9 protein-coding genes are annotated in these 14,205 nt (G+C 41.8%); 8 read left to right on the plus strand and 1 reads right to left on the minus strand.

What is annotated here, in order from left to right; all coding sequences use genetic code 11:
* Positions 1–28 precede the first annotated feature (28 nt).
* The gene (gene lepB, locus IGI84_RS05615; RefSeq protein WP_077452557.1) at positions 29–577 is read left to right on the plus strand and encodes a signal peptidase I; all 549 of its coding nucleotides are present in this window, start codon (positions 29–31) and stop codon (positions 575–577) included.
* Between the two features lie 134 nt (positions 578–711).
* On the opposite strand, the gene IGI84_RS05620 is transcribed toward lepB, so the two are convergent.
* Positions 712–2,196, minus strand: a complete 1,485-nt coding sequence (locus tag IGI84_RS05620) for a helix-turn-helix domain-containing protein (RefSeq protein ID WP_200125203.1) — start codon at positions 2,194–2,196, stop codon at positions 712–714.
* A 333-nt stretch (positions 2,197–2,529) separates the two neighbouring features.
* On the opposite strand from IGI84_RS05620, the gene IGI84_RS05625 reads away from it, so the two are divergent.
* From IGI84_RS05625 to topA, 7 genes are all read left to right on the plus strand, one after another.
* Positions 2,530–6,105 carry a SpaA isopeptide-forming pilin-related protein gene (locus IGI84_RS05625; protein ID WP_430600880.1) on the plus strand — a complete coding sequence of 1,192 codons (3,576 nt, stop codon included), beginning with the start codon at positions 2,530–2,532 and terminating at the stop codon, positions 6,103–6,105.
* Positions 6,106–6,157: 52 nt separating this feature from the next.
* Positions 6,158–8,026 carry a SpaH/EbpB family LPXTG-anchored major pilin gene (locus IGI84_RS05630; RefSeq protein WP_200125202.1) on the plus strand — a complete coding sequence of 623 codons (1,869 nt, stop codon included), beginning with the start codon at positions 6,158–6,160 and terminating at the stop codon, positions 8,024–8,026.
* 22 nt (positions 8,027–8,048) lie between these two features.
* Positions 8,049–8,954 (plus strand): class C sortase, encoded by a 906-nt coding sequence (locus IGI84_RS05635; RefSeq protein WP_200125200.1) that lies wholly within the window; start codon positions 8,049–8,051, stop codon positions 8,952–8,954.
* 423 nt (positions 8,955–9,377) lie between these two features.
* Positions 9,378–10,244: a ribosome biogenesis GTPase YlqF gene (gene ylqF / locus IGI84_RS05640; protein ID WP_016613223.1), complete on the plus strand. Its 867-nt coding sequence runs from the start codon at positions 9,378–9,380 to the stop codon at positions 10,242–10,244.
* A complete protein-coding gene (locus IGI84_RS05645; protein ID WP_077452551.1) occupies positions 10,228–10,992 on the plus strand; it encodes a ribonuclease HII in 765 nt (254 codons plus the stop codon). The genes ylqF and IGI84_RS05645 overlap by 17 nt, the downstream gene beginning before the upstream one ends.
* 68 nt (positions 10,993–11,060) lie before the next feature.
* Complete coding sequence (dprA, locus tag IGI84_RS05650; protein WP_200125196.1) at positions 11,061–11,939, plus strand: DNA-processing protein DprA; 879 nt, start codon at positions 11,061–11,063, stop codon at positions 11,937–11,939.
* Between the two features lie 142 nt (positions 11,940–12,081).
* The gene (gene topA, locus IGI84_RS05655; RefSeq protein ID WP_081119148.1) at positions 12,082–14,160 is read left to right on the plus strand and encodes a type I DNA topoisomerase; all 2,079 of its coding nucleotides are present in this window, start codon (positions 12,082–12,084) and stop codon (positions 14,158–14,160) included.
* The last annotated feature ends 45 nt before the right edge of the window (positions 14,161–14,205 follow it).

Here is a 14,205-nt window from a genome sequence, read left to right on the forward strand (position 1 = left end):
AGTGAAAAGTTGGAGAGGAGGCAGACGTGTGGCGTCGAAAAAACTTTGGGTTGATCGTTTTTGGCTAGTAGTGAAATATGCGTTGATCGCTTTTGCAACAGCCTTCTTGATTCGGGCATTCTTGTTGATCCCAGTTCCTGTTGAAGGAAATTCGATGGAAGGAACTTTAAAACAAGGAGACATGGTGGTCATTGAGAAGATTTCGCCGATCCAACGTTTTGATGTCGTTGTTTTCCAACTGCCGGATGGTTCGACCTATATCAAGCGGGTGATTGGCTTACCGGGTGAGTCAGTGAAATATGTCAATGATCAGCTTTACATTGATGATGAACCAGTAGATGAAGATTTTCTAGTGAAAAACCGTAGCAATGACCACGAGTCTGCTTCTTATACCAATGATTTTGATTTAGAATCTTTATTAGGCGTTGAGAAATTAGGGAAAGATAGTTACTTTGTCATTGGTGACAATCGACGTGCCTCCAAAGATAGTCGTTCCTTTGGACCAATATCAGGAGAGGCTATTTTAGGCAATGCTCGTTTTGTTTATTATCCATTGACCCATATTCGGTTGATTTAAACTATGTAATTATACACACAGACAAATAATGCATAACCCCTTGGATTCATCGATTGAATCCAAGGGGTTATTTGTATAGTTTTCAATCTTTTTCAAAAGACCTCCTTGCGTTTGCCGAAGTGCGCCAGTTGATTTTAACCCGTCAACTTTTTGATTTTTTCATTAAAAGCAGCCAGTAATTTCTGACAGAGATCTGTTTCAAAGTCATAATAGCGACAAAAATCAATGATTGCCGAATTTTTTTCGGTTGTATAGGGAGGGAAAAGCTGAGGCGCACTCAGGATATAAAAATCAAATGGTTCTTCAGTTGGCAGTGTGATCCGCTCTATCGCAACGAATGGTAGTCGCTCACATATATTAAAAACTTCCATTGAAACCAAATAATTGGATACATAGACGAAAGCCACTTTAAGCTTATATTTCTGTTCCTTTTCGATGTAAACGGGGTAAAGCAAACAGGCTTGATAAAAGGCAAGATCGGCATAACAGGTTTTCAACCATTCATAACCTTTACGATTTGCTATTTTACGCCAAAAACTTTGAATGGTATTTGTCAAAATCGTATGTAATGGGTATTTATCTTTGATCACGTTTGCTTCGAAAAAATTGGAAAGAGGGACTTTTTGCTTGAATATGCAGAATTTCAGCAAGGTAAGATATGTATTCATATAAAGAAACGATTGGTGATCAAAGTCAAAATCGCAGAGAAATTTTTGGCAATGGTCTTCAAATTCAGTCATCAGTTCTTTTAGTTCCTGTTTTTCATGCTTGTAACAATTTGCAACGATCGGCAGACGCACATCGTTTGCGGAAGTCAGCATCGGCCAGTAATAAAAAAGAAAAAACAATGAATTGATCTCAAGAATGTCTATTGCTGAATCAATGAGCTTAAAGAAAGCAGAAAAGAAATCAAGACTTTCGCAACTGGGAATAAAGGACTTATTCGTTAATTCATAAAGATTCGTTGAGTGACCATCCTTGATCCGGAAAAGACAAATTTTGCAATGGAGTAATGCTTCTTTTTTACCAATTTCATATTTACTTTGGTATTTTGTTCCTTCATAGGTAACAAATAACTCTTCGATCTCTTGATTATATGCCTGTGCCAAACTATCTCCTAAAGAAATATGCCAGATAAAATTAAACAACAAGATGCGAATCACCATCTCTGAACCGGTAAGCGTCATGGCCGATTGGTTTAAGGTTATGTTGAATTCCTTTAAATGATCCTGCAGCTTTTTAGTTTGTCGGAAACAAGTCGAACGACTGATATAGTTTCTTTGGCAAAATGCCAGCAAGCTTTCATCTTGGTTGGTCAAGATACTTAACAACATTTTATAAGAAATACTTACTTGGGCTAAAAACTGCTGATATTGATTGTATTCAATCAAATTTTTAGGGAGACTGAGGGTGTTTTTATGTAATGAAAGATTTACTGGGGAAAGGTTTTGCAGGTCCTCTTGGATCGAGGAAAGTAAACTTTTCAATCTCGTTGTACTTAAATGGGTCAGATTTTTCACGAACTCTATGTTGTATTCACCCGGAGCAATTGATAATAATTTTCCGTAGAGTCCGATTTTGTCTAATGCTCGGGAATCTAAGAGTATTTTTTCAATCAAATGATCACCTTCTTATTTTAGTAATAACTTATTTATATAACTGTGTAAAGACACGTCTCAAAACTTTTGCTTTTTTTTATAAAAACTGAGACAAATCTTTTCAAAAAGTGTCTCATAAAGAAGAAAAATACAAAGAGGATTTGAAAATTGATAATTTTCTTCAGTTTTTAAATAACATAAAATGATAGGTTTCCATCATAAAATATGCACCTAAATTCTATTTAAATAACGCACAAAAATAAGAGTTTTCCCATTTTTCTGAAAATGAAAAAAAGCGGTGTATTGTTCTTCTTTTTTGTATGATCAGCTTGTAATTTGAAAGGAGGTTTTTTTATGTTTTTTGCAAAGAGACACCACTGGTTCTCTTTCATTTTCTGTATGTTAGGGGGGATATTATTCATCATTTCTTCAGGTTTGCAAACAAATGGGACAGCAAGTGCACAAGAAGAAAATACGATCGCTATTACCGAAACGGAGCAGATCAAGCTGACAGGTCAACGGGAGGGCAATCAATTTACTTTACGTTATCAGCTATCACAAAAAAACAAGCAGCAACGCATCTGGCTGCAATTATATGCACTGGATGAAACGAAAGAACAATCGCTAACGAAAACGAACAACAAAGAGATGGTTGTTATTGAGGATGAATCTGCACAGTCTTGGCTAACAACACAAGACTTCTTGAAAACACCCTGTGAACAAGAAGTAACGTTTCAACTACCCAATGAAACAAAAAAACTGAAGTTGGCGCTTCAGATTGAAGAATATGATCATGAAAATCAAGAGTCGCACAAATTGGCGTCTTTGGATGAATTGATAGTTGATATTCCGCTTGTCACAGAATCTGCTTCCTCAGATAGGGTGGAAGTCAGCTCAACTGATTCGCAAGCTGCAGAAACCGGCACAGAGTCAACTTCGGAACAAGTGTCGAATGAAGACTCAAAAGGTGTTTTAAACGAAGAAACGCAGGAAGAGACAAAGGAAACAGGAACGACGTCAAGTTCTTCTGAAGATGAAACACTCATTGAACCGTTTAAACAAGAACGTCTTTATCAAAAAATGAACGGTTCACAGGCTTTTGCTTCGATTGAACCAGATTATACGACAGACCAAAGCGGGACGTATCCTTCGGCGAATTGGAAAACCGATGAAAAGAGTAACGTCTTAAATCATCAGGGGAACAAGGATGCAGGAGAAACCTGGGATGGCGTAACTATCTGGAATGGTGATCCAGAAAATGTGACCAACTCGTATATTGAGTATGGTGGTGTAGGTGACGAAGCAGATTTCGCTCTGCGAAAATTTGCCAAAGAGACGAATACCCCGGGACTATTTGATGTTTACCTAAATGTACGAGGGAATGTTCAACGTCAAGTCGATCCCATCGATGTCGTGTTGGTCATGGATTGGTCAGGCAGTATGAATGAGATGGGACGCATCACTGAAGTAAAAAAAGGTGTGGAACGCTTTTTGAATCAAATTGAAGGAAGCGGCATTCAAGAAAGTGTCTACATGGGCTATGTCGGTTATTCCAGTGATGGTAGCAATTACCAAAACAAAATCTGCCAATTAGGAAAATTTTCGGAAGTCAAAGAGACGATCCGGACCATGACACCAGAAACAGCAGCTGGGGGAACCTTTACCCAAAGAGGGCTGCGCCAAGCAGGGGATATGCTATCGACGCAAAATGGACATAAGAAAGTCATCGTTTTGCTAACAGATGGCGTGCCTACTTACAGTTACCATGTGTCCAAAGTGCAGACGCAAGCAGACGACAGTTATTTTGGAACCGCCTTTTCACTTACTCAAGATCAGCCCATGAATACATCGTTTATCCACAATGGGTATTTTGCACCTGATCAATACGGTAACTCTAAACGGATCGACAATACGTTTGTCGCTACGATCGGTGAGGCGATGGCGTTAAAAGAGCGCGGGATTGAGATTCACGGATTGGGGATTCAACTGCAAGGAGATCAAACAGCTGGGTATACAAAGGCCGATGTTGAGAACAAAATGAGACAGATGGTTTCTGCAGATGAAGAGGGGCATCTTTATTATGAGTCAGCCAATGGAGCAGCGGATATTGCCGACTATCTCGAGAAAAAAGCCCTTCATATTTCGGCGACAGTCACTGATGGAGAGATTACTGACCCCATTTCGCAGCCTTTTTTATACGAAGAAAATAGCTTGTCCATCAAAAGTGTCGGTTCTGCTGATCTAACGGTGCAGCCTGAGGTCACGGTATCTGACAATACCCTCAACGCTTCTAGTCTTTATTTAGGCGAAGGACAGGAACTGCAAATTCATTATCAAGTGCGGATTCAAACAGAAGTAGCGGATTTTAAACCAGATATTTGGTATCAAATGAATGGTGAAACGGTGTTTTATCCGAATCATCAATCCGATCAAAAGGCATTGTTTGGTGTGCCATCTGCCAAAGCACCTGGTAAGGAGTTGACGATCAAAAAAGTCTGGGAGGAATACGATGGTGATGTGTCAAGTCGCCCAGAATCCGTTTATTTTGAAATAAGTAGAAGCCCGGTTACTAGCAAGGAGAGCTGGCAAACAGGATATCTCGAACTTACTGAGACCGATGCGCAAGATCAGACAACTTGGGAACGAAGCAAGGTTCCCGCGGTTTCTGAAAAGGATGGAACGAATTACGAAGAAACCCGTCTACTGCCGCTTTATAATAACCAAGGAGAAACTTTTGATTATCAAGTCACAAGTGAACGAACAGTGTCAGGCTATGAAGCGACAAAAGTGGACGCTTATACATGGAAAAACACAAAGACGTTTGTGCCCCTGGCATTAAACCTGATCAAAAAATCCGCTGTAGGAGAGGTGAAGTTGACAGGTGCCGTTTTTGAATTGACGGGGGCAGGGGAGACAGTGACCCTTGTGGATCAAGGGGATGGAACGTACGGGCTACCAGCAGATACTGCGTTGCAAAAAAGTCAGACGTATCATTTAAAGGAAGTCACTGCACCGGCGGGACATTATTTGGCTGAGCAAACCCAGTGGCAGATTCATGTCGATGCGCAAGGGCATGCGACGATCGATGGGCAACCCGTCACACTGGACGATCATACGATTACGCTGGAGATCACCAATCCCTTTACAGAAATTCCAGTCGCTATTCGAAAATACACGGTACAAAAAGAACAGCAAGTACTGTTAGCTGGGGCTGTCTTTTCTCTGCAACAAAAAACTGCAACGGGGGATTATCAAGAAATCGCCGCAGAAACGTCGGATGATGCTGGACTCGCCGGATTTATAATCGGGGAACCAGGGTCTTATCGCATCACAGAAACAGCCGGTCCGCTTGGATACGATACGGTTGCCGGTGACTATGAATTTGTCGTTGGTACGGACGGAAAAATCCAGTATCTAGGGGAAAACGTCGATGGGGATGCCAATTGTTGGACCCTTACCCACGCCAATCAGTTAAAACCATTTGATTTGGTGGTCAATAAACAGGATGAACTGGGACAAGCACTTGAGGGGGCAAAATTCCGGCTAAGTGGAAACGGACGAACTGTCGAACTGCCTGAAAACGGAGAAGCACTAGCGGTATTTCACTTCCAAGATCTTACACCCGGCAGCTATACCTTGGAAGAAACTGGTACACCCGCAGGCTATGCAGGTTTAACAGTACCTGTCCAAATCAAGATTGAAGAGGATGGTCAGGTCTTTATCGATGAAGAACAACAACCGAATCTTCTTGTTTCTGGAGAAAAGAACAATCAAATAGAATTGATCGTAACCAATCAAGTGAAAGTGTCTCTTCCTGAAACCGGAGGGAATTGGCATGGATGGCTGGCGATTCTTTCAACAGGTCTGCTAGTCCTTTTAGCTGGAAGCTATTTGTACGTTAAGCGCAAAGATAAGCCTTCATTAAAGTAATTCTTCCATTAGCGAAAGAAAAACAAAAAAATTTAGAAGAGAGGAAAGAACAATGAAAAAAATTTTTAATCATACGAGCATAATTTGGCTTCTTTTTATATTTTTGCCATTTGTCTTTTTTGGATCAAAAAATCAGCAAGTATCCGCAGAGACCAATTTGGCACAGGTTCATCTGCATAAAAAGAAAATGGTCAATCTACCAGGTTCATTGATTCAAAATAGTGGGACCGAGATGGCAGAGTTTGATCAATACCAAGGGTTAGCCGATGTTACTTTTTCTGTCTATGATGTGACAGCAGCCTATTACGAAAAACGATCTGCAGGGGCATCCGTTGAAGAAGCTAAGCGTCAAGTCCAAAACTTGACGCCAGGTTCTCCTGTAGCTAGCGGGAAAACAGATACAGCCGGTGATTTGATTTTTGAATTGCCGAAAAAACAAGCCGATCGGGATGCTGTTTACACCATTGTGGAAGAACCTAAAGACGGCGTTACCTCTGCTGAGAATATGGTGATCGCCTTTCCTGTGTATGAAATGATCTCACAAGCAGATGGCTCTTATGTATATGGAGAAGAAGAGCTTGACACGATCCATCTTTATCCGAAAAATCTCGTCACAAATGAAGGAATGCTCCTTGTGAATAAGCGAGGAACGGGGGAAAACGAACCACTGAATAATGCGGAATTTGTTGTTTCAAAGCAAGAAGGAAACCAACAGACCAAGAAATATATTGTAAGTGCAGCCGATGGACTCTATATGTGGACGACCGACAAACAAGCAGCGTACCGTTTTTTAACAGGTAAACAATATGCTGCCGGAGACGCTGGTATCAATGTGAGTGAGAACCAAAAAGGACAGCTAAAGATTGCACAACTAGAAACAGGCGCCTATCAATTAGAGGAAACGAAAGCCCCAAGTCAAGCCGCCTTAATCGAGGAAGAAAGGATCAAGGATTTCACGATTGATTCAGGAAGTAACGTTACTGTTGAGCTAACAATCAAAAATGACACAACAAATGTTACCAAAACAACACCACAATTAGACGGAAAAGACGTGGAGATCGGCGAAAGAATCCAATATCACCTAACGGTCAATATCCCATCAGGTATTCAAGATAAAGTAGGAGCTGAAAACAAATACAAACATTTTCAATTGATCGATGCCCATGATCCAGCATTAACTTTTGAAAATACAGCTGAAGGAGAAACAGGCTATGCGTTGTATGATGGAGAGCAGAAAATCGACGCGACGAATTACCAAGTAACGGAAAAAGAGCATGGCTTTACGGTAACTATCAATCCAGAATTTTTGCCGCAATTAACGCCGGGAAATCAATTACGCTTTGTGTATTATATGTATTTAAATGAACAGGCGATGCCTATCAATGGCTTTACGAATGAAGCAAATGTTGAAACGGATTTCATGACGGATCAAACGCCTCCAAGCGTGGAAGTTTTGACAGGGGGCAAACGGTTTTTAAAAGTCGATGGGGCTGTGACCGCTACCGAAACATTGGCAGATGCAGTTTTTGTTGTACGGGATCAAGACCATGATGAGGCCAACTACTTGAAAATCGAAGAGGGAACCAAACAAGTATCTTGGGTGCAAACAGCGGATGAAGCGACGAAATTTACCTCAGGTGCAGATGGATTAGTCGACATTATCGGGTTGAAATTTGGCACCTACTATTTGGAAGAAGTAAAAGCACCAAAAAATTATGTGCTGTTAACAAATCGCATCGCTTTTGAAGTCCATGAAACATCCTATGGAACGAAAGAGCAATTGCTAGAACCTGAAAAAGTCCCTAACCGCCGCAAAGGAACTTTACCGGCAACTGGTGGTGTCGGCACGTATTTAATGGGCGCCATCGGAGTGGTGATCGTTGGTTTAGCTGGGTGTTACTTTGTAAAACGGAAAGGGTAAGTAAATGAGATGAAGATGCACGATGACGATCAAAAGGAAAAGAAATGGCGCGAAATCACTTACTAAAAAAGTGACTTTGTTGGATGTTTTAATGGGTATTTTGCTGCTGATAGGAGTCCTGATCATCAGTTATCCTTTTGTAAGTAATCAACTCAACACCTTTTTGGATCAGCAGTTGATCAGTTACTACCAAAGCCAAGCCAAAAAAATGAGTGAAATAGAAAAACAGCAAAAGAGGAACCAGTTGGAACGAACGAATCAAGAACTGGCACAGCGGGCAAGTACTCCTGGAATCAAAGAAACGCAAGCTTCAGCAGAAACAAAGGACTCAGAATCAGTCGACACCCCTGATTACTATGAACGACATACGATCGGTGTTTTAAAGATCCCTGTAATCGATGTCGCTCTCCCGATTTTTGATCAAACCACCGATACGTTGTTAAAAAGAGGTGCAACATTATTGGAGGGCGCTTCGTATCCAATAGGTGGGGAAGATACCCATGCAGTTCTGTGCGGACACCGTGGGTTAACGAGTGCAACCCTCTTTACGGATCTGCCTAAGCTGCAGATCGGCGATGCGTTTTATATCGAAACGTTTGATGATACGTTGGCGTATCAAATAGATCAGATCAAAACGGTCGCCCCTGATGATACCGAAGCACTAAAAATTGTCAAAGGCAGTGATTATGTCACCTTACTAACCTGCACACCCTATATGGTCAATAGCCATCGTTTATTGGTTCGCGGCAAACGGGTTCCTTACAATGAAGAAAATGAAACAAATGCCGCAAAAAAAGCAAACCAGCAGGATTTGTGGGTGCTGCTAGTTGTAAGCACCATACTATTACTACTCCTGCTGGTGATTAGCAGAATCAAAAGAAAAAAACAGCATGATTTGATCACTCCCAGTGATAAGAAGCAAAGATAGCAGGTTTTCCTCTAGATCCACTAGAAAATGACTTGTTAACCTTACTCAGAACGAAACATGTCGTGTGAAATATGGTACAATAACGAAGATAAAAGGTAGTAAAAAGCAGTCGGTCTAATGGTAAAGGTGTCAGAAAAAAGGAAGAATGAGTGGGTAGACAAGCTTTTTCCAATCACTTCCCCAAAATTAAAAAGCGAGAAAGCGCGTATGACGCATGAGAATCGCGCTGAAAGCTTTACCTATGCACGAGGTTGGAACAAGAACATTGTCCTAAAGCAACTTTAGCAAAATGCCCAGTGTGACTAGTTTCTCTGATGGTTTTAGAGCAAATAGTCCTTGTTCTTGTCAGGTATATACTGCAGGGATTTAGATATTACTGTCTTTTTACCAATTCGAAGAAGTACCAAGGAGGAAAACGTTCAAATGACCATTCAATGGTTTCCAGGCCATATGGCGAAAGCCAGACGTGAAGTAAGTGAAAAATTAAAATTCGTGGATATCGTTTTTGAACTCGTGGACGCACGCTTGCCGATTTCATCCCGCAACCCCATGCTGGATCAATTATTACAGCAAAAACCACGATTGATCTTGATCAATAAAGCGGATCTAGCAGATCCCGTTCAAACCAAAAAATGGGAGCATTATTTCCAAGCACAAGGCTATTTAGCCTTGGCGATCAACGCCCAAGACAATCAAGGCGTCAAAGCGATTGTCCCGACGGCTAAGCAAGTCTTGAAGGAAAAAATCGCTCGTGACAAAGCCAGAGGATTGAAACCCCGTGCGATTCGGGCGATGGTGATCGGCATCCCGAATGTCGGAAAATCAACCTTGATGAACCGCTTAGTAGGGAAGAAAATTGCTCAGACGGGCAATAAACCTGGTGTGACCAAAGGGCAGCAATGGCTGCGTTTTGGGACTGATCTAGAGCTGCTAGATACGCCCGGGATCTTATGGCCAAAATTTGAAGATCCAGAGATCGGCAAGAAGCTGGCATTGACCGGAGCGATCAAAGACCAGCTGATCCATTTGGATGATATCGCATTGTATGGACTTGATTTTTTCGCTCGTTATTATCCTGAAAGAATCGCCAATCGTTACCAATTAAAGGCGGAGGAAGAGGCGTTATTAGCGCCAGACCTTTTAATGAAGATCACGGAAAAACGTGGCTATAAAGACAATTATGATCGAGGAAGCGAACTTGTTGTCTTTGACATTCGGCAAGGAAAATTAGGCCGTTACACACTAGATCGAGTGGAGGAAATGGAAAGTCAAGATGAAACAATCGATTAAGACAATCAAAGAGCGATTATTTGATCCAACCTTTAATGACCCGGCATTTTTGCAGGAATTGCTAGCAGATGAACGCGCGGGGGTCCAAAAGCTGTTGCAACAATATGAGAAACAATTAGTCAAACAGCAGCTTTTGCGGGAGAAATATGAAGAAATGATGCGTTTTGAAAACGAAGCATTTCAACAAGGCGCCCGTTTTATCGCCGGTTTAGATGAAGTAGGACGCGGACCTTTAGCAGGACCCGTGGTGTCAGCTGCGGTGATTCTGCCTAAAGAATGCCAAATTTTGGGGTTGAATGATTCAAAACAGCTTTCTGCGAAGAAAAGAGAAGAACTGTTTATCGAAATTCAAAACAAGGCTGTTGCTGTCGGTATCGGTGTGGTTAGTCCTGAAGAAATCGATCGGATAAATATCTATCAAGCGAGCCGCCTGGCGATGAAAGAAGCTTTGATCGACTTAGCGGTCAAGCCGGAACATTTGCTCATTGATGCGATGACGATCGAGACCGACATTCCTCAACAAAGCCTGATCAAAGGCGATGCCCGCTCCATTTCGATTGCCGCAGCAAGTATCATTGCCAAAGTCTATCGTGACAATTTAATGAAAGATTTTCATGATGTGTATCCTTTTTATGGGTTTGATCAAAATGCTGGGTATGGGACCAAAGTTCATTTAGAAGGGTTAGCTGCCCATGGAATTTGCCCTATTCATCGAAAAACCTTTGCCCCAGTTAAACAATACCTATAAATTTCATCCATCCCTCTTTTTTTAGCGAATCTTATAAGTAAGATCACTAAGAAAAGAGGGCTTTGTTTATGAAATATCAACAAGCAACAGATTTTGAAAAACAGTTGATAAAACTGTACTACTGTCAGGGAATCGGTCTGCAAGGCTGCTGGAAGATTATTTGGTATTGGCTGGAAACAAAAGAGATGCGTTGTTCGTTGGAAGAGATGATTGCCATCGGCGTCCTTCCACAACACCGTGCGGTTTTTCGGCGATCATGGGAACAATTGACAGAAGAGCACATCACACAAAAGATGGGGGATCAAAACTACCTTACCTTTTTTTCGGCGGAGTATCCGATGCTTTTAAGACAAATTGCGGACCCACCATTGATGCTTTTTTATGAAGGAAATCTGCAATTGCTGCAAACGCCCATGATTGGCTTTGTCGGCGCAAGAACAGCTTCTCGCTACGCGCGTAAAGTTTGCGAAAAGCTGATTCCACCGCTAGTGACGGAAAATTATACGATCGTCAGTGGATTGGCAAATGGTGTTGACAGTTTTGCCCATGAATCAGCCATCAGAAATCGTGGGAAAACCATTGCGGTGATTGCGTCTGGGTTGGACCATTGTTATCCTGCTTCTGCGTTTCCATTATTTCAGCAGATTCGTCAAGAACATCTAGTACTGAGTGAATATTCTCACGATACTAAACCGCAAAGACATCACTTTCCCTTGCGCAATCGCATCATTGCTGGTATTTCAAAAGGGATCTGTGTGATTGAAGCTAAAGAAAGAAGCGGTTCTTTGATTACGGCACAATTAGCAATGGAAAATGGCCGCGAAGTTTTTGCAGTACCTGGTGAAATGATTTCCGATCAGTCAAAAGGTTGTCACCACTTGATTCAAGATGGCGCAAAATGTACGATTAGTGTGTCAGATATTTTACAGGAGTTAGCCTTTTTTTGATTTTTCCAATCAACCTTCCTTGACAAACCTTTTCTTGAAAGCTATGATAAGCTACGATTTGTATGTTTCATCTGCATACGATAGGTTCACTGATTGATAGAATATAATAGTAGGAAAAATTCAGGAAGGAGCCATTCTTTATATGGCATATAAATATTTAGTAATCGTGGAATCGCCAGCAAAGGCGAAAACCATTGAAAAATACCTTGGACGAAATTACAAAGTCGTCGCAAGTGTCGGTCATATTCGTGATCTCCCTAAAAGTAAAATGGGAATTGATGTCGAAAATGACTATGAGCCGCATTACATTTCGATCCGTGGCAAAGGCGATGTGATCAAAAGCCTCCGTTCAGCTGCAAAAAAAGCCGAGAAAGTCTACCTCGCAAGTGACCCGGATAGAGAAGGAGAAGCCATTGCTTGGCATTTAGCTTTTCTGCTAGGGTTAGATTTAAAAGATAAAAACCGAGTCGTCTTTAATGAAATCACCAAAGATGCCGTCAAAGCAGCCTTCAAAGAGCCAAGAACGATCGATGTGGATCTCGTCGATGCCCAACAAGCACGGCGGATCTTAGACCGATTAGTCGGGTATTCATTGAGTCCGATCCTTTGGCGTAAAGTGAAAAAAGGATTGAGTGCTGGCCGTGTTCAATCGGTGGCGCTTAAGATCATTATTGATCGTGAAAAAGAGATCCGTGATTTTGTGCCTGAAGAATACTGGAGCATCGATGGGAACTTTAAAAAAGCCACGAAGAAATTTAAAGCCAATTTTTGGGGCCTAGATGGCAAAAAGAAAAAATTACCGAATGCTGAAAGTATTAAAGAAGTCACTGATCGCCTTTCTGGTAAAGACTTTCAAGTGACGAAGGTTGAAAAGAAAGAACGCAAACGCAACCCGGCGGCACCTTTTACCACCAGTAGCTTGCAACAAGAAGCAGCCCGTAAACTGAACTTTCGAACGCGGAAAACCATGATGGTTGCACAGCAGCTCTATGAAGGGATCGCCCTTGGTAAACAAGGCACCGTCGGTTTGATCACCTATATGCGTACCGATTCGACCCGAATCGCAGACACAGCCAAAGGCGAAGCGGCAGAATTTATTGAAACTACCTATGGTTCAGAGTTTTCAGCGCACGGTGGCAAAAAACGCGCCAATGCACAAGGAGCGCAGGATGCCCATGAAGCGGTAAGACCAACCAGTGTGATGCGTACGCCAGAAGCCATGGAGAAATTCTTAGATAAAGACCAACTAAAACTGTATCGCTTGATCTGGTCTCGCTTTGTGGCTAGTCAAATGACACCGGCGATTTTGGACACAATGAAAGTTACTTTGGATCAAAATGGTGTCATCTTTATTGCCAATGGTTCAAAAATCAAATTTAAAGGGTTTATGCAGGTCTATGTGGAAGGGCGCGATGATGGCAAAGAAGACAAAGAGAACATCTTGCCAGAGTTAGTTGAAGGAGATGTGGTCCAATCCGTATCGATCGAACCGAAACAGCATTTCACTCAACCACCTGCCCGCTACAGTGAAGCCACCTTGATCAAAACCCTTGAAGAGAACGGTGTCGGCCGTCCTTCAACTTATGCACCAACGCTAGAAACGATCCAGCGGCGTTATTATGTGAAATTGACGCAAAAACGTTTTGAGCCAACTGAACTTGGTGAGATCGTCAATTCATTGATCGAGGAATTCTTCCCGCAAATCGTTGATATGCATTTTACTGCTGAAATGGAAAATAGCTTGGATAGCATTGAAGCTGGGAAAGAAGAATGGGTCAAAGTCGTCGATCAATTCTACCGTCCATTTGAAAAAGAATTGACGACCGCAGAAGAAAGTATCGAAAAAATCCAAATCAAAGACGAACCTGCAGGCTTTGACTGTGATCTTTGTGGCCATCCAATGGTGATCAAATTAGGTCGCTACGGAAAATTTTATGCCTGCAGCAATTTCCCTGACTGTCGCAACACGAAACCAATCGTCAAAGAAATCGGCGTTGAGTGCCCGGTCTGTCACCAAGGCCAAGTTGTTGAACGCAAATCGAAAAAAAATCGGTTGTTTTATGGATGTACCCGCTATCCCGACTGTGACTTTACTTCTTGGGACAAACCTGTAGGCCGTAATTGTCCGAAATGTGATAATTACTTAGTCGAGAAGAAAGTCAAAGGCGGCAAGCAAGTCGTGTGTATCAATGGCGACTATGAAGAAAATGTGCAAAAATAACTAACAGGATTCTCTGTTATAAAAAGAATCGGCGCATTCTTTTGA

The sequence above is a fragment of the Enterococcus sp. DIV0008 genome (assembly GCF_050542615.1).
GTDB lineage: Bacteria > Bacillota > Bacilli > Lactobacillales > Enterococcaceae > Enterococcus_D > Enterococcus_D innesii.